This is a genomic window from Salisaeta longa DSM 21114 (assembly GCF_000419585.1).
GTDB classification, from domain to species: domain Bacteria; phylum Bacteroidota; class Rhodothermia; order Rhodothermales; family Salinibacteraceae; genus Salisaeta; species Salisaeta longa.
This window is the reverse complement of sequence record NZ_ATTH01000001.1, coordinates 1,071,195-1,087,968: the sequence shown is the minus strand read 5'-3', so window position 1 is coordinate 1,087,968 and position 16,774 is coordinate 1,071,195. Positions and strand designations below refer to the sequence as shown.

The 16,774-nt window shown below is 63.0% G+C and carries 13 protein-coding genes; 11 read left to right on the top strand and 2 right to left on the bottom strand.

Annotated elements, in window-relative coordinates; all coding sequences use genetic code 11:
* Positions 1–107: 107 nt before the first annotated feature.
* From der to SALLO_RS15230, 10 genes are all read left to right on the top strand, one after another.
* Positions 108–1,406 carry a ribosome biogenesis GTPase Der gene (der, locus tag SALLO_RS0104580; RefSeq protein WP_022835143.1) on the top strand — a complete coding sequence of 433 codons (1,299 nt, stop codon included), beginning with the start codon at positions 108–110 and terminating at the stop codon, positions 1,404–1,406.
* Positions 1,407–1,642: 236 nt separating this feature from the next.
* Positions 1,643–2,521 carry a glycosyltransferase gene (locus SALLO_RS15235; protein WP_169577884.1) on the top strand — a complete coding sequence of 293 codons (879 nt, stop codon included), beginning with the start codon at positions 1,643–1,645 and terminating at the stop codon, positions 2,519–2,521.
* A gap of 490 nt (positions 2,522–3,011) precedes the next feature.
* Positions 3,012–3,776 carry a glycogen/starch synthase gene (locus SALLO_RS0104570; RefSeq protein WP_022835141.1) on the top strand — a complete coding sequence of 255 codons (765 nt, stop codon included), beginning with the start codon at positions 3,012–3,014 and terminating at the stop codon, positions 3,774–3,776.
* A 304-nt stretch (positions 3,777–4,080) separates the two neighbouring features.
* Positions 4,081–5,373: a DUF4270 family protein gene (locus SALLO_RS0104565; protein ID WP_157621256.1), complete on the top strand. Its 1,293-nt coding sequence runs from the start codon at positions 4,081–4,083 to the stop codon at positions 5,371–5,373.
* 48 nt (positions 5,374–5,421) lie between these two features.
* Entirely contained in the window at positions 5,422–6,735 is a 1,314-nt protein-coding gene (locus SALLO_RS0104560; protein WP_228702772.1) for a hypothetical protein, read from the top strand.
* A 70-nt stretch (positions 6,736–6,805) separates the two neighbouring features.
* Complete coding sequence (locus tag SALLO_RS0104555) at positions 6,806–8,167, top strand: tetratricopeptide repeat protein (RefSeq protein ID WP_022835138.1); 1,362 nt, start codon at positions 6,806–6,808, stop codon at positions 8,165–8,167.
* A 183-nt stretch (positions 8,168–8,350) separates the two neighbouring features.
* On the top strand, positions 8,351–9,637 hold the full coding sequence (gene eno, locus SALLO_RS0104550) for a phosphopyruvate hydratase (protein WP_022835137.1): 1,287 nt from the start codon (positions 8,351–8,353) through the stop codon (positions 9,635–9,637).
* A gap of 29 nt (positions 9,638–9,666) precedes the next feature.
* On the top strand, positions 9,667–9,978 hold the full coding sequence (locus SALLO_RS0104545) for an FtsB family cell division protein (protein WP_022835136.1): 312 nt from the start codon (positions 9,667–9,669) through the stop codon (positions 9,976–9,978).
* Positions 9,979–10,005: 27 nt separating this feature from the next.
* Positions 10,006–10,977, top strand: a complete 972-nt coding sequence (locus tag SALLO_RS0104540) for an ROK family protein (RefSeq protein WP_022835135.1) — start codon at positions 10,006–10,008, stop codon at positions 10,975–10,977.
* A gap of 8 nt (positions 10,978–10,985) precedes the next feature.
* Positions 10,986–13,907, top strand: coding sequence for a putative LPS assembly protein LptD (locus SALLO_RS15230; protein ID WP_157621253.1), 2,922 nt, complete (start codon positions 10,986–10,988; stop codon positions 13,905–13,907).
* Here SALLO_RS15230 and SALLO_RS0104530 read toward each other — a convergent pair.
* Complete coding sequence (locus tag SALLO_RS0104530; RefSeq protein ID WP_022835133.1) at positions 13,904–15,205, bottom strand: glycerate kinase type-2 family protein; 1,302 nt, start codon at positions 15,203–15,205, stop codon at positions 13,904–13,906. The two genes, SALLO_RS15230 and SALLO_RS0104530, sit on opposite strands and share 4 nt — an antisense overlap.
* 27 nt (positions 15,206–15,232) lie before the next feature.
* Positions 15,233–16,042, bottom strand: a complete 810-nt coding sequence (locus SALLO_RS0104525) for a tetratricopeptide repeat protein (RefSeq protein ID WP_022835132.1) — start codon at positions 16,040–16,042, stop codon at positions 15,233–15,235.
* Positions 16,043–16,212: 170 nt separating this feature from the next.
* Between SALLO_RS0104525 and SALLO_RS15225 the strand changes: the two genes are divergently transcribed.
* Positions 16,213–16,680: a hypothetical protein gene (locus tag SALLO_RS15225; protein ID WP_022835131.1), complete on the top strand. Its 468-nt coding sequence runs from the start codon at positions 16,213–16,215 to the stop codon at positions 16,678–16,680.
* Positions 16,681–16,774: the final 94 nt, after the last annotated feature.

Here is a 16,774-nt window from a genome sequence, read left to right as displayed (position 1 = left end):
GGGGCCCGCCAGGGGCCGCACGGCCACGCGGCGGGAAACCTGAACGGAGCTTCGTGCAATAAGGCGACCTGTATCGCTCATCCCCGCTCCGATTTCCCCTGGATGCCATGCTCGTTGCTATCGTCGGACGCCCCAACGTGGGCAAGTCGACCCTCTTCAACCGGCTCACCGGCCAGCGGCAATCCATTGTGGAGGACACCCCAGGCGTAACGCGCGACCGGGTGTACGGAGAAATTGAATGGAACGGCCGCGTCATCCCGCTGGTGGATACCGGCGGCTACGTCCCCCACTCGTCCGAGCGCTTCGAGGCCGCCATCCGCGAGCAGGTGGAGATTGCGCTCGACGACGCCGACGTGATTTTGCTGGTAGGCGATGCGGAGACCGGCGTCACGGATATCGAGCAGGAGATGGCCGATCGCCTCCGCGCCACCGACACGCCGGTGCTAATGGTTGCCAACAAAGCCGACAATCAGGAGCGGCGGTGGGCGGCCAGTGAGTTTTACGAGCTGGGGCTCGGCGAGGTGTATCCGGTGAGCGCGACCAACGGCATTGGCACGGGCGAGGTGCTCGACGCCCTGGTGGAGGCGTTGCCCGCGCCCCCCGAGGAGACGCCGCACGACCGCACGCGCATCGCCCTGATTGGCACGCCCAACGTGGGCAAGTCGTCGCTCGTCAACGCCTTGCTGGGGTTCGACCGGTCGATTGTAACGGAAGTGAGTGGCACCACCCGCGAGGCGGTGCACTCGGTGGTGCAGTACGGCGACCGCGAGATTGAGCTCGTGGACACTGCGGGCCTGCGCAAGCGCGCGAAGATCAAGGAGAACGTTGAGTTTTACGCGGCCCTGCGCACCGAGCGGGCCATCCGCACCGGCGACGTGAGCGTCCTCATCATCGATGCCACCGTGGGCCTGCGCAACCAAGACATCCGTGTGCTGAAGCAGGCCGAGCAGCACAAAAACGGGTTGGTGCTGGCGGTGAACAAGTGGGATTTGGTGGAGAAGGACACCAAGACAGCCCAGCGCTACACCGACTACTTCCACCAGATTTTGCAGACGATGACGTACGTGCCCATTGTGTTTGTGTCGGCCGTCACCAAGCAGCGCGTCTACAAGATGATGGACACCGCGTTAGACGTGGCCGACGAGCGGGCCAAGCGCATTCCGACCAGCGACCTGAACGATGTGCTGCAAGCAGCCGTCGAGGAAAATCACCCGCCCACCTACCGCAATGCCTACGTCCAAATCAAGTACATGACGCAGGTGCGCACCAACCCGCCCGTCTTTGCCTTTTTCTGCAATCATCCCAAAGGCATTCGCGACAGCTACAAGCGCTACCTGGAGCGGAAGATACGAGAAGCGTTTGGCTTTCAGGGCGTACCGATTACGCTGGCCTTTAAGCAGAAGTAGCGTGCAGGCAGGCGGCTGTATGACACCAGCGAGCGCCAGAGGTGCGGCGAAGACGCGCTGAAGCGCGAATGCGCAGAAACCGTTGTGTGAGGATATACAACATCCCACGCACAGCCAGAAGATCAAGGCGCGGCGCATTGCAGCGCAACGCGTTTAATCGCTGCACGACGGGCTGGCGTGCACCCTTGGCCCCAAGAGCCAGCGCCTACAACAGCCCGCCTGGCCAGCCCATGATCATGCCTCCACCTGATGTCTCCATCATCATACCGTGTTACAACGGAGCCGCCACGCTGCCCGCTCAACTCCAGGCGTTGCAGCAGCAGGTTGGCGCGCAGCCCTTCGAAGTGATCGTTGCCGACAACGGATCTACCGATCACACCGCGGCGGTCGTCCGGCGGTTTCAGACGTCGGTGCCCGTCCGCCGCGTGGATGCATCGGCGAAGCGCGGCGCCGCGTATGCGCGCAACGCCGCCGCCCGCAGCACCCAGGCCCCCTATCTGCTGTTCTGTGATGCCGACGACGTCGCCGGTAAAGACTGGGTGGCATCGATGCATGCAGCGCTCCGGTCGGGGGCGTCGTTTGTGGCCGGAGCCCTCGACTTTGAGCGGCTCAACCCGTCATGGGTGATCGGCGATCGTGCGCAAACGCAGCGCAACAGCCTGCAAGGAAAACAACCGTTCGTGTTTGCTGCAAGCAGCAACATGGGCATCACGCGGGCCGCCTTCGATGCGGTGCACGGCTTCCAAGAGGCATTGCAGGCGCTTGAGGATGTCGACTTTTGCTGGCGTTTGCAACAGCACGGCATTCCGTTGACGTTCGTGCCAGGTGCCACCATGCACATGCGGTGCCGAACCACGCTCTGGTCTACCTTCCAGCAGGCCCATCGGTATGCCAAGCACTACAAGCAACTGCGGGTTCAGTATGGTATTGAGGATGCAGCGCGCCAGCCGGCGTATCGGGATAAGTTCCGAAAAAGCGTGCGCTGGTACGCACGGAAGCTCCTCAAAGAGGTGCGATCGCGCGCCGCGCTGCATCGGTGGATGTGGCGTGTGGGGTGGTCGATGGGCACCGTGCGCGGACTGCGCGCCATTCAGCGACGCGGCGCCACGGGTTGACACCAGGGCAATCGCATCAATGTATGGTCCAGATGGCTGTTCGGGCGGGTTTGGCCAACTGCACGTGCAACGCATAAAAAAGCAGTGCCCTCCTTGTCATCGCGAGGAGTGAGGGGCCTTGGTCATGCCACTGGTGCGCATGCGAGCGACGCGGGGGCCGAAGGTCATGCCCGTGGTGGGGCCGAAGGTCATGCCATTGGTGCGATCTCCATGTATGAAAGAATACGCACCCTTCCAAGATGTCCAGGGCCGTTGCATCAATCGTGCTTATTCGTTCTGACGTTGTTCAGGACTGATTTGCAAAAAGACGACAACAAGCCTCGGAGGCAGGGGCCGTCTTTGAAGCGTACGTGTCGTGTGCACGGTTACTCATGCGATTGCCCTGGCCCTGGTGCCACGGGTTGACGTTGGGTGAAGGTATTGTTACCTTGATGGTGCAAGTACACCTTGCGTTGTCTCTTTTGCCCTCCACCAGCTGCAGTGCCCCCTTATGGCCCAATCCCGTCGTCTGCTGTTTGCCGTCAGTGCGATCACGCCGTTTGCCCCCGACGCCCCGCATGCCGATTGGATACGGATGTTGGCGGAAGGGCTGCAGGCGCGTGACGGCTACGATGTGCGGGTGATGATGCCGCGCTATGGTATGATCACAGAGCGCGCCTACCGTATTCATGAGGTCATTCGGCTGTCGGGCACAGACGTTCATATGCCCGATGGCGTGGAAACGCTTACCGTGAAAGTAGCATCGATTGAAGATACGTCGCTGCAGGTCTACTTCATGGATCACGAGGCGTACTTTGGACGCACTGCGCACGCGGTCGACGATGACGGTGCGCCGTTTGACGACAACCCGCAGCGCGCGCTCTTCTTTGCACGGGCAGCGGCCGCAACCCTCGAAAAGCTCCGCTGGAAGCCCGATATGCTCCACAGCGCCGGATGGGCCGCTGCCCTTCTGCCCGCTGTGCTGCAGGAAGACTATGCCGACAGCGACGTCCTCGCTGACACGCTGACGTGCTTTACGCCCGACCGGTTTGCACACCAGAGCGAGACCACCGCTGACGCGTTGGCATTGCCTGGCCTCGAAACAAACGACCCGGCGACGCTCGCGCAGCTCGGCAGGTTACATGCCACTGCAACCATCTACGACCATGCATCCGACGCGCCGGATGATGAAGGCGCTACGGTGCTTCCGGCCGATGCCCCCGACGACGCGCTCCATGCACTGTACGATCAAATGCTAAGTGAAGTCCCCGCATAGGCATTGCGCGCCCAGAAACACCCGGTTTTATCTGGCATAGGCTGCAACGGCTTTACGCTCTGTTCCAAAAGTGATCGTGTGAGCGGCCCTACGACTCGTTCGCCGGGCACGCCATCCACGGAAAGCTTTCCATCAGAGCTTCGTGAGCCCCATCGACAATCCGTCTGGTGGGGCTTCAGACTGTCGACAGGCGCGGTGCACGAACGGCTTACGGTCGCGGTGCATCATGCGCAATAAACGTGCAGGCCACACGTTGTCGCTAGTACCTACGGTTTTGTTTTCTATGGACCCGGTTGCCTCTTCTATGGCTACTTCTGTGCTCCGCCGCTCGGTTGCGCGAGCCCTTTGGACTGTCGTCGCGTGCGCTACGTTACTGCTCGCCGCTAATGCATGCGACTCCTCGTCAACGATTGGCCTGGGCGTGGGGCCCGATTCTTTGCGCGGCGGCGACCCGGTGGAGCTCACGGTGCCGGTGCGCAACATGCAAGACACCACCTTGCAGCCGGCTGTAACGAGCGGGCTTACGCTCCCAATTGGCACCTCTATCAACAGGGTGGTGGCCGGGCGCGTGGACGACCCGGTGATAGGCATTACGACGGCCCAGGGATATGTGGACTTCAGTGCGCCGCGGGTGTATCCGCCGGGCTATGCCAGCGATGTCACCGAGATCCAAAGCGTGACACTGGAGCTGGAGCCGAACTACGTGTACGGCGACACCACGCAGCCGGTGGAGCTGACGGTGTTTGATACTGCGGCGGAGTGGTCGGCCGACAGCCTGCGTGCCGACACGACGCTTGGGCGCCTTGGAGAAATCACGACGCTCACCTACAACCCGTCGGACACGCTCGTCACCGTCGACTTCCCGCAGTCGTGGATTGACGCCAACGAGCCGGTGCTTACCGATACGTCCGATAGTTTTGCAAACCGCTTCAACGGCATTGCGCTTACGCACGCTTCTGGAAATGCGGTGGTTGGATTCCAGCGGGCGACGGCTGTGCTGCGCGTACGCACACAGGTCGACACGCTGGCGTTTACAGGGCGGAAGGTGTTTTCAGGCGTTTCCTACGCCGAAGACGGTACGTTGCCCCAAGGGCGCGCACTGCTGCAGCAAACGACCGGGCAAGCGGCGGTTTTTTCGTTGCCCAAGGATGAAGCGCCGCTCGATACGTTAGGCCAGGCCCCCGTGAACCGGGCGCGCATCGTGCTGCCGGTTGACACGTTAACCTTTGATCGAAACACGCCGATGGGCTTTGTGCGGCCCGCCCCGAACGCGTTTGTGCTCGTCGCGCGCTTGGCCGAGGGGGCGCCGCTGTGCACCGAGCTGGGGCTCTCCTTTTTCGACGCCAACAGCTGCGCCATTCCGCTTGTACGCCTCGACGAAGGGCTCGTGGCCGGAACGATTCAGGCCACGGGGGGGCTGCCCACCGCGACCCTCGAAAACCTCTTCGAGCGTATCGCGCAGGATGGGCCCCTCTTTACGCGGTACCGCGTGCAGGTGGCGTCTAGCCAGGTGGCGCCCAACGTGCTGCTGCTTACAACCCCCCAGTCCACCAATGCTCCGGTACCACGGGCTGAGCTGGTGGTGACGCCGCTGTAGGCAGCATTCTCAGTTCCCTGAGTGTTTTCTTGTTAGCTTTGTTTGATGATGATGCGCACCTTTCTGTATCTCGCCGCTACCCTTTTGCTTTGGGGAAGTTACGCCGCACCGGCCCGCGCACAATCGGCGGGCAGCGGGACGATCTACTCCCGGTACGGCATCGGATCGCTTCAGGACTTTTCGTCGTCGCAGAGCGATGCCATGGGCGGGGGCGGGTATGCGCTGCGCTCGCTTAACTACACCAACTTTGCCAACCCGGCGCTGTGGAGCGATCAGGTGTACGTGCGGGCGGCGGCGGGCATCACCTACCGTGCGGTGCGCGCCCGCGACGGCCGCGGCGGCATCAATACGTTGCAGACGGGCAACATCCGCGGCCTGCAGTTTAGCCTGCCGCTCATTACGCGCGAGCTCGGCTTTGGCTTGGCCTACCGGCCGTACAGCCAATACAACTATGCCGCAGGCCGCACCGGCGCGTTGACGCTCGATCGATCCGGCGAGACGGTGCCGTACCAGGTGCAGTTTGAGGGGCAAGGCGGCTTGCACCAAATCCGGACGGGGCTCGGCTGGCGCGTGAGCGAATGGCTGAGCCTTGGCGCAACGGTGGATGGTCTCTTTGGCATCCTGGAGAGCCAGCGCATCACCACGTTTCAGGATGCGAGGTTCAACCGGAGCGTGGTCACCAACGCGACCCGTCTGTGGGGGCTTTCGGGCACCGCCGGCGTCCACATCACCCTGGCCGATGTGCTGGCCGCCAACGACGCGCTCTCCATTGGAACCTCGGTCACGCTGCCTACCGCGTTGAGCGGTCGCCAGGAGCGCTCGACGGGCCAGAGCCTCAGCCGTGAGCCGGTGGGAGGCTCCGTCAAGAGCGACGTCACCCTGCCGTGGAAGGCGCGCCTCGGCGTATCGTACCAGCCCGACGCGCGCTGGACGATTGTGGCGGATGGCTCGTTTGCGCCCTGGTCGAATGTGGGCAACCCGTTCCCGGCGCGCGTGGCCTCTGGCTTCCCGGTCGGCGGGGCCGACACCTTCACCAATCGCTGGCGCGCCTCGGCCGGGGCCGAGATTTTGCCCGCTGGCGAAGACAACCTCGCGGGCTACTTCGCGCGGACGGCCTATCGCTTTGGCATGTACGCCGAACGCCTGTACGTCTCGCCGGCGCCCTCCGTTAACCTCAACGAATACGCGCTCACAGCCGGCATCAGTCTGCCAACCGGCGGGTCTGGCACGCGGATTGATATTAATACCATCGTAGGAACGCGCGGCACAACACAGCAAAATCTTGTGCGCGATACGTTCTACGGAGTGAGCCTGAACGTGAGTATTGGGGAGCGCTGGTTCTTGGAACGCAAATTCCGCTGACCGAAGCGAAAGCCACGGCCCCCTTGCGCATGTCCAGGAAAGTAAACACTTGCATAACATTGGAAACAGCATGAACATGCTTCAAGCCACGCATTCTTTCGTTCGGCGCCCTTCGCTGCTCGGCCTCCTGGGGACCCTGTTGTTTCTGGTTAGCGTCGCGCCGGCCCAAGCGCAACAGACGGGCACGGCAAGCGAGCCGACGAAGCAGCAAAAGATGACGCACTACAGCCTCTACTACGAGGACTTCAAGAACGAGAACTATGCAAGTGCTGTCAACGACTTGCGGTGGATTCTGAACAATGCGCCGCTCTTCCCGCGCGACGACGCCCGCAACTACCGCCGGGCCGTTACGCTCTACGCAGAGCTGGCAAAGAAAGCCACGGATGAAGCCAAGCGGGCCGCGTATCTCGATACGGCCACTACAATCCTGAAAAGCACTCCCGAAAAGATAAAGGCGCAGGGTGGCTCAATTTCGGGGTATGAGTGGACCATGACCAAGGGGCGCTTCATGCAACAGTACAGCGATCTGCTAGCCCAAAACCCTCGCGGCTTGAAGTCGGCGGCGGAATACTACCGCAGTGCCTTCGAGCAAGCGCCCAAAGAGATCAACCCGTACTACATCAGTTTCGTGCTGGATCAGTATCTGGCCAATAGCGAAACGCAAAAGGCACTGGCGTTCATCAACACGGTGGAAGAGAAGCGCACCGTGGAGGGCTCGCTGAAAGAGAAGTTTGCGAGCGTGCGTGAGCAAATCTTCGGACGCAACCCGCAGGCGCGCGTGGCCTACCTGGAGTCGCAGCTCAAGAAGTCGCCCGATAACGCGCAGGTGATGAGCGATCTGTTCTCGGCGTATATCCAGCAGGGCAATGTTGAAGCCGCTGCGCAGTTGGCCGACAGCCTCATGGCAACCAACCCGCCGGCGGACATCTTGCTCGACGTGGCAAAACTGCGCCTGGAAAATGGACAGCCGAAGGCGGCCTTCGAAACGTACCAGAAAGCCCAAGCCCAAGGCGCTACGCTGACGGCAGAGGATTTCTTCAACATGGGCATCGCGCAGCAACGCATGGGTCAGCTTTCGAAAGCCCGCACCTACTTCCGAAAAGCACTGGAGAAAAACAGCGACTTCGGGCGGGCCTATCTCGCAATTGGCGACCTGTACGTACGCGCCGTCTCTGAATGCGGCGGGAGCAACATGGGCCGCGACGATCGGGCGGTGTACTGGGCGGCGGTTGATGCCTATCAGGAAGCCAAATCGGCCGACCCGAACGTGGCATCTTCGGCAAACAGCAAGATCCAAACGTACCGGCAGTACTTCCCTACGACGGAGGACATCTTTTACCGGAGCGATTGGGAGAAGGGCAAGTCCTTTACCATCGACTACGGCTGCTACGCCTGGATCAACGAAACCACGACGGTGCGCCCGGCGCCCTGATGCGGAGACGCATTATGAACGCACTATGCATGATTGAACGCAAAAAGCCTCGCCTGTCCGGCGGGGCTTTTTGTATTGCACGAAACTACAGCCAAACGCGGGATGAGCCTTGTTTTTGCATGGGCCATTCCCGACCTTATAAAGCAGTCATCCGCTCGCCCTTTCAGCATAATCCTTTGCCTTATGGCTTCCATTCAGCATATTACAGCCCGCGAAATTCTGGACAGTCGCGGCAACCCCACCGTTGAAGTGGACGTAACGACCACGGCTGGCCCCACCGGCCGCGCGGCGGTGCCAAGCGGCGCCTCGACCGGCGCATACGAGGCGGTTGAACTGCGCGACGGGGCCGCTGACCGGTACAACGGCAAGGGCGTAACGCAGGCCGTGGCAAACGTAAATACGACCATTGCCGATGCGTTGGTTGGGCACGACGTGTATGATCAGGCGGGCCTCGATGCGGCGCTGATTGCACTGGATGGCACCGAGAACAAGTCGGCCCTGGGGGCCAATGCGCTGTTGGGCGTGTCGCTGGCCACCGCCAAGGCCGCTGCGGCAGTATCGGGACAGCCGCTGTATCGCTACCTGGGCGGTGCCACGGCGCGCCGCTTGCCCGTTCCGCTGATGAACATCTTGAACGGCGGGCGCCACGCGGACAATAGCGTAGACATGCAAGAATTTATGATCGCTCCGGTGGGCGCGCCGTCGTTTCCCGAAGCCCTACGCATGGGCGCCGAGGTCTTCCACAAGCTGAAGGCCGTGCTGGGCAACAAGGGCTACAGCACTGCCGTGGGCGACGAGGGCGGCTTTGCCCCCAACCTGAGCTCCAACGAGGAGGCCATCGAGCGCATCCTTGAAGCCATCGAGCAAGCCGGCTACACCGCCGGGACGGATATCTACATCACGCTCGACCCGGCCACGGCCGAAATGTACGACGATGGGCAGTATCACTTCTGGAAGAGCGACCCCGACAACCCGCGCTCCTCGGAAGACATGGTGGCGTACTGGGCCGACTGGGTCGCGCAGTATCCCATCTTGTCCATCGAGGATGCCATGGACGAGGATGACTGGACGGGGTGGCGGATGCTGACCGATGCCATCGGCGACGATGTGCAGTTGGTGGGCGACGATTTGTTTGTGACGAATGTGGAGCGGCTTACGCGGGGCATTGAAGAGGGCTGCGCGAACTCCATTCTCATCAAGCCCAATCAGATCGGTACGCTCACCGAGACGATGGATGCGATTGAACAGGCCCATCAGAACGGCTTTACCTCCGTTGTGAGCCATCGCTCGGGCGAAACGGAAGACACCACCATCGCCGACCTTGCGGTGGCCGCGGGCACGGGGCAGATCAAGACGGGATCGGCCAGCCGGAGCGACCGTGTGGCCAAATACAACCAGTTGCTTCGGATTGCCGAAGATCTGGGCGCCGCTGCGCAGTACCCCGGCCTTGATGCGTTCTCGCGTTCGTAACTCACCGTGCAAGCGCACAAGACTTGGGCATGGAAGGATCAATATTTACGTCTCGTCGGGTGCGTGGCCGCTGGCTCGTTGGGGGCGCGTTGCTGCTGGTGTTGCTCTGGGTGGGCTTCTTCGATAGCCACAGCCTGTGGCAGCGTTGGCAGTGGGCGCAGGCGTACGAGCGCGTACAAGCCGAGAACAAGCAGTTGAAGGCGCGCATCCAGCGGCTGCAAGCCGAACTCGACCGCCCGCTCCCGGACTCGACCGTTGAGCGCATTGCGCGCGAGGTGTACGGCATGCGGAAGCCCAACGAAACGGTGTACCGCGTTGTGGACGCGCCGCCAACCCCATAGCGCTATTCGTCTGTTAACCCCCCACTTATGAGTACCTACGCAATTGGCATTGACCTGGGCGGCACGAACCTGAAGGCTGCGCTTGTAGAGCAGGAACGGGGCGTGCGCGAGCATATCGAGCGGCCTACCGAGGCCGACGAGGGCCCCGAGCATGTGGTAGAGCGCCTCATCGACGCGGCCCGCGAGATGAAGCGGCAGGCGCCCGACGGCGTCGCGGGCATAGGCATCGGGTCGCCCGGCGCCATCAACTGGGACCGTACCACCGTGAGCGATCCGCCCAACCTGCCGGGCTGGACGTCGGTAAACCTGCACGATGCGTTGCAGTCGGCGCTCAACGTGCCGGTTGTGGTGGTCGAAAACGATGCGAACGTGGCGGGCCTCGGGTCGGCGCACTACGGCGCCGGTACGCCCTACGACGACTTCATCATGATTACGTTGGGGACGGGCGTGGGCGGCGCCATCATCTACCAGAACCAGATCTTTCGCGGCAGCAGCGGGGGCGCTGGGGAAATTGGCCACCTAACAATTGATTACGAGGGGGCGTACGCCAACTCGGGGGTGGCCGGTGCGCTGGAAGGCTACCTGGGCCAGTCGTTTCTGTCGGAGCACGCCCGCGCGCGGCTCGTCAACTATCCCGACAGCTGCATCTACGACCTGGTCGATGGCGACTTGTCGGCCCTCACGCCGCGCACACTCTACGAGGCGGCCACGCGAGACGACGAGGCGGGCATCGACCTGCTGGCGTGGGCCGGGCACAAGCTGGGCTGCGGGCTGGGCGCTGCGGTCAACTTGCTCGACATCCGCACCGTAGTGGTGGGCGGCGGTGTCTCCGCCGCGGGCGATTACATCCTGGAGCCGGCCCGCAAGGCCCTGGCGCATTACGTGGTGCCGGCGCTGCGCGACGACCTCGTGATTGCCCGCGAAACGATGGGCAACGAGGTGAGTCTGCTCGGCGCGGCCCGGCTGGCCTTCGACGCCGATGAACCAAGTCCGTCATGAGGGGTGGAGTGCGTACAAGGCTGAGGGACCTGCTGCTTGGCGTGGGCATCGTGGGTGTGCTCCTGGGGCTTTGGCCGGCCGTCGTGCATGCGCAGCAGGCTCCAGACACGACGCGCGCTGCGGCGCGTGACACGTTGCAGGCACCGCCCGACAGCGCGGCCGTGGGGCCCGACAGCCTGCGCCCTACGCAAGTGCGCCCCGATAGCCTGCGGCCCGACAGCTTACAGCCCGGCGGCCCTTCCGCGGCCGATCGGCGGCGCCAGGCCGCACAGCAAGCCATGAGCGGCGGCGGGATGCCGGCCGATACGTCGCAAGGCGGCATGCAGCCGGTCGATCTCACGGCCCGCGACTCGCTCGTCCTCCGCTTCAATCAGCCATCGGGCGACACCGGAACGCTCTACGGCAACGCGCAGATGAAGCACGCCGATGCCTCGCTCAAGGCGCGACGCATCACCATGGACTTCTCCAGCGACGTCGTGACGGCCACCGGCGCGCCCTCCGACTCTACCGGGCCGGGCAGCGGCCGAGGCCCCGTCTTTCAGCAGGACGGCCGGCAGGGGCAAACCTTCACCGGAACGGGGCTCTCGTTTAACCTACAGACCCGGCGCGGCCGCGTCACCGACGCCCGCACCCAAAAACAGGGCGGCTTTGTGCAGGGCCGCGTGGTGAAGGCCTACGAAGACAGCACCGTCTTTGTGCGCGATGGGAGCTACACCACCTGCGACTGCGGCCCCAATGAAACGCCGTCGTACTCGCTGCGCTCGTCGCGGATGAAGGTGAAAGGCAAATGGGTGTACACCGGCCCCATTCAGCTGTATCTGTTCAACGTGCCGACGCCGCTGTGGCTGCCGTTCGGGTTTCTGCCGGCCATTCCCGGCCGCCGCAGTGGCCCGCTGCCGCCGCAGTACGGCGAAGACAACAAAGGATTGTACCTGCGCGATTGGGGCTGGTACTTTGCCATTAGCGACTACATGGATCTCCAGCTTCGGTTTGGCATCTGGTCGCAGGGCAGTTGGGAGGTGAACCCCATCTATCGCTACGCCAAGCGCTATCGCTACAATGGAGGGGTTGATCTGAACGTAGTGCGCACAAAAATTGGCGAACCGCAAGATCCAGGATTTCGGAAAACGCTGCGCGGGGGCTTGCGATGGAATCACAACCAGGAGCTTAGTCCTACGGCCAGCCTGGGGGCCAACGTGAACCTCGTAACGTCCGAGCAATTCCTGCGACAGGATCAGCAAGACTACGGAGACGTCATCAGCCGGGAGATTTCGTCGAGCATCAATTACAACAAAAACTGGCGCGGCTCCAATCAAAGCCTTAGCATCAACGCAAGCCAGCAGCAAAATCTGAACACGGGGACGGCTTCGCTGTCGTTTCCCAACGTGCGATTCTCGCAGGGAAGCTTTCGCCCGTTCAAGCGCGAAGACGCTGTAGGCGAGGAGCGCTGGTACGAGAAGATCCGCACGAGCTATTCCGGCGATCTGAGCAACCGGTACCAGTTTACACCGACCGATTCGACGGATATTCAGTGGTATGAGGCGCTGGTTTCTCCCACCAAATACCGGCGCGCAACCGGTAACAGCGAGCCCTTCGATTTTGAAGCCACGCATCGCATTCCGATAAACGCATCCTTCCGCGTCAACAAGTACAATCTGAATATCACGCCACAATTTAGCTACAACTCTACGTGGCTCATTCGTACCACGCGGCGCGCACTCCGGCTCGATACCACGCGCGTTGGCCCCGACTCCATCCGCGTGGAGCAGAACGTCGTGGAGCGCTCGGTGCCCGGCTTCTTCGCCGATCGGCAATTCTCCACCGGCTTAAGCGTGAGTACCGAAGCTTTTGGACTCTTTCCCATTGCCGTGGGCGCTTTCGAAGGGCTACGCCACCGGGTGCAGCCGTCGCTCTCGTTCAACTTTCAGCCGAACTTCAACGATCCCTTTTGGGGAAGCACCCGCACGGCGGTTGTAGATACGCAGGGAACGGTACGGCGGTACGACATTGCAACAGGTCGTTTTGTGGCGGGCTCTACCGAGCAGCGTAGCCTCGGGTTCTCATTGGGCAACGACTTTGAAACGAAGCGCATCCGGATCGACTCGACCGGGCAGCGCCGCGAGGAAACGATCAAGCTACTGGATGCGGATCTGAACACGGGATACAACTTTGCGGCCGATTCGCTCAAGCTTAGCGATATCCGCCTGAACCTGCGCACCGGGTTTCTAGACGAGTTTAACGTGAGAAGCTCGCTCTCCTTTTCGCCGTACGCCATCAGCCCCGACAGCTCCACGATCATCAACACGTATCTGGCAGCGCGGAATCCGTTGAAGCCGCTTCGGTTGACCCGCGCCACCGTAAGCTTTGGCGGATCGTTTGGCGGTGGAGGGAACCGAGGCAGCCAGCAGATGGCAGGCGGCCCGGGCGCGTCGTTTGGAAGGCAAGGCGGACGTGGGAGGCAGGGCGGAGGCCGTGGCGGTTCAACTTCAGATGCAGCTTCTTCCTACGCGAATAACCGCTCCGGCTATCCCTCCTTTCGCATCCCCTGGCAGGCGCAGGTGAACTTTAGTTATCGGTACAACCGGCGGCTGTACGATGTGAATCAGAACGCGGAAGTGAGTGGATCGGTGCGGCTTTCGCCGACGCCGCTATGGGACGTAAACATCACAACGGGCTTCGATTTCGTGCAGCAGGAGCTGGCCCTTACGCGCATCAACATCAACCGAGACCTCGGGTGTTGGAACATGAGCTTCAACTGGACGCCGTTCGGGCGCTTCCAGTCGTTCGGGTTTACGCTGCAGGTGAATGGTGGGCAGCTCTCCAACCTGTTGCGCCTGAACCTGCCGCGCGCCGGCAATCCGCTAAGCGGCTTTGGGTCGCAGCTTCGCCAATCGGCGGGCGGGTTTGGCGGAGGGGGCGGCTACTATTAGGTGCCCACGAGTCCGATGTGTAGATCCATGACGTTGGTGTGGGTGGGGCCGGTGCGCAGGAGCGCATCGATGGCGTCGAGCAGCGGATAAGCGTCGTTGCGCGCGAGAGCATCGGCCACCGAACGGTTCTTCGTGCGGGCCGCGGCGCAGGTGGCAGGTGTTGCCACGCCGCCGGCCGCGTCCGTTGGGCCGTCGATGCCGTCGGTTCCGGCCGCCAGGAGGCAGACAGGTTGGTCGGCGCCGTCGAGGCGCTGGGCGGCCCCCAGGGCCACCTCCTGGTTGCGTCCGCCGGTGCCGGTGCCGGTGACCGTGACGGTCGTTTCGCCGCCCCACAACAGGCACGCGGGGCCCGCGGTGCGAAGGAGCCGCTCGGCGTGCGCGCGGCCCACGGATCGGGCCTCGCCGGTGCACGCGGCATCCACGATGGTTGGCGGAAAGCCTGCCAGCCGGGCGGCCTGTGCGGCGGCTGCGAGCGCGGTATCGTTGGTGGCCAGGAGGCGTGTGGATGCGTTCTGAAAACAGGGCGCGCCAGGGCCGGGCGTCTCGGGCCGTTGGCCGTTGCATCCGCGCTGCAGGTGAACGCGCGCCGCGTGGGGAAAGGGATTCCAAGCATCATGCGCGCGCAGGGCGGCGCACGCATCGGCATACGTCGACGGATCGGGCACGGTGGGGCCGCTGGCGATGGTGGACAGGTCGTTGCCCACCACATCCGAGAGGGCGCCGGCTACAACCGGAGCGGGGTGCGCCGCCTGCGCGAGGTGGCCCCCGCCGAGGCGCGTCAGGTGTTTGCGAACCACGTTGGTGGGGCCAATGGGCATGCCGGCATCCATCATGCACCGGAACGCATCCTGCAGGTCACGGATCGAAAGGTCGCCCGCAGGAGCAGCCGTAAGCGCCGTCCCGCCGCCCGAAATGAGGACCAACAGCACGTGGCCCGCGCGGGCTGCGGCCGTGGCCTGCGTGCGGAGCGCATCGGCGGCCGCCATGCTCTGACGGGTGGGCAGCGGGTGCCCGCCGACGAGCACGCGGATTGTAGGCGGAGGGTCGTACCGCGCCGGCACGGTCTCCGGATAGCCGTCGGGCACCACCGCACATCCACCGTGAAGCCGCTGGCCAAGGCGCCTGCCCGCCACCGCAGCTAGCGGCAACGCGGCCTTGCCAATCGTGAGCAGGCGTACGGCCCGGCCATTCGGCAGTTGGTCCCACAGGTCGGCCTGGGCAAGCACCGCCTCGGCCTGCACCTGCTGTACGGCCTTCTCAAAAATACGAATGCTTGCGTGGCGGAGTGATGCCGGCATAGCACAGCAGGGAATCAGGGCGTTGGTTTAGTACAAGGCCATGTCGAAGGTGCGGCGGTATTGCTGGGTTGCCTCATGCTCGGGGCCCAACAGGGTAAAGAGCGCCACGCAGGCCTTGCGGGCGCCGTCGTCGGCATAATCCCTGTCGAGGCGCACGACATCAATGAAGCGTTGCAGCGCCGTGTCGAAGTAGTGGTCGCGCAGCGCCTGGATGCCCTCGTAGTACGGCCGCTGCGGCGCGCCCTCGGGCAGCTCAGCCAGTGACGTCGTCTGCAACAACTGGGCGATCGTCTCGATGCTGTCCTGGCGCAGGCGCGCCTCGGGCTCTGCCACATCCAGCGGTTCGATCAGCGTCAGAGCGCGTGCCGGATCGTCAAAAACCACCAGTTGAGCGAGCAAGAGCCGCGCCTCCACGTGGTCGGGGGCGGACTCGATCAACGCCGCGAGCTGCTGGCGGGCGGCGTCCTCGTCCCCATCGTCCAGCGCCGCCTTCGCGTCGGCAAACGCATCATCGGCCGGACTCGGCAGGTGCTCCTGCAGCCACTGCTGAACGGCGTGTTTGGGGCGGGCGCCGGTGAATTCGGCCGTTACCTCGCCGTCTATGAAAAGCTTGACGGCTGGAATGCCGCGGACGCCGTACTGCTGAGCGGGCGCCGGGTGGGTATCTGTGTTTACCTTAACCAGCGTCCAGTCGTTGGTGGCCGCCGCTAGCGACTCAAGCACGGGGCTTAGCTGCTGGCAGGGGCCGCACCACGGCGCCCAAAAGTCGACCACCACGGGGTGCTCATGGCTCGCATCTATAACGTCGGTCGCGAAATCGGATACGTCGTATGACATGATTGGTAGCGGATGGTTGGAGAATGGCTGTGCGTCTCACCTACTTTCTGAACCGCGTCCGGCTTCGTCAATGATTGGTGAAGCATTGGCACGGCGCATAGGTAGCGATCGGATCACAGGCATAGGATCAACGGTTGGATCGTTCCAATTTCCCCAATAAGCTGCTTGTTATGCGATCGCTACTCAACTGGTATTGGAAGCGACGGCGTGCCCAGCGGGTGCAACGCATTTCTGCCAATTTTGCTCGTGCGCGCGTGAAGCGCGGGGCGTCGTTCCTGGATGCAATGCAGCCCGGATGGCACCGGGACGTTGACCTTGACCGGCTGGAGCTTGCAAGCGGCGAACAGTGCGTGCTGGGGCAGCTGCATGGCGAATTTCGGATGGGCCTCGGGCGGTCGCTGCTGTGGTCGATGGACAGCGCGCCGCTATCGAGCGCGTCGCCGGTCGACTACGGGTTCCAGTGCGTCCGCGATGTGCCGGAGGAGGCGCAGGCCCGCGACTATCGCTTGCTGAATATTGCGTGGCATGCAGCGGTGCATGCGCGGCAGTGCGAAGATCAGGCGGCGCCCGATGCTCCAGCCACCCGTTCGGAAGCTCCGGAGCGGCAAGCGAAGCAGCCCGCCGAAGCTTTCGGGTGATAGCTTGTTGGCTCACGAAGGCTTCACGGGGGCTTTCCGTTCGCCGCGGATACCTGCATGGCAGGCGTCGTTAAAGCGGCTCCGTTACTTATCG

What these genes read in the sequence shown, in the direction of transcription:
- der (WP_022835143.1), top strand. Translation starts at nt 108, where the DNA reads ATGCTCGTTGCTATCGTCGGACGCCCCAACGTGGGCAAGTCGACCCTC.
- SALLO_RS15235 (WP_169577884.1), top strand. Translation starts at nt 1,643, where the DNA reads ATGCCTCCACCTGATGTCTCCATCATCATACCGTGTTACAACGGAGCC.
- SALLO_RS0104570 (WP_022835141.1), top strand. Translation starts at nt 3,012, where the DNA reads ATGGCCCAATCCCGTCGTCTGCTGTTTGCCGTCAGTGCGATCACGCCG.
- SALLO_RS0104565 (WP_157621256.1), top strand. Translation starts at nt 4,081, where the DNA reads ATGGCTACTTCTGTGCTCCGCCGCTCGGTTGCGCGAGCCCTTTGGACT.
- SALLO_RS0104560 (WP_228702772.1), top strand. Translation starts at nt 5,422, where the DNA reads ATGATGCGCACCTTTCTGTATCTCGCCGCTACCCTTTTGCTTTGGGGA.
- SALLO_RS0104555 (WP_022835138.1), top strand. Translation starts at nt 6,806, where the DNA reads ATGAACATGCTTCAAGCCACGCATTCTTTCGTTCGGCGCCCTTCGCTG.
- eno (WP_022835137.1), top strand. Translation starts at nt 8,351, where the DNA reads ATGGCTTCCATTCAGCATATTACAGCCCGCGAAATTCTGGACAGTCGC.
- SALLO_RS0104545 (WP_022835136.1), top strand. Translation starts at nt 9,667, where the DNA reads ATGGAAGGATCAATATTTACGTCTCGTCGGGTGCGTGGCCGCTGGCTC.
- SALLO_RS0104540 (WP_022835135.1), top strand. Translation starts at nt 10,006, where the DNA reads ATGAGTACCTACGCAATTGGCATTGACCTGGGCGGCACGAACCTGAAG.
- SALLO_RS0104530 (WP_022835133.1), bottom strand. Translation starts at nt 15,205, where the DNA reads ATGCCGGCATCACTCCGCCACGCAAGCATTCGTATTTTTGAGAAGGCC.
- SALLO_RS0104525 (WP_022835132.1), bottom strand. Translation starts at nt 16,042, where the DNA reads ATGTCATACGACGTATCCGATTTCGCGACCGACGTTATAGATGCGAGC.
- SALLO_RS15225 (WP_022835131.1), top strand. Translation starts at nt 16,213, where the DNA reads ATGCGATCGCTACTCAACTGGTATTGGAAGCGACGGCGTGCCCAGCGG.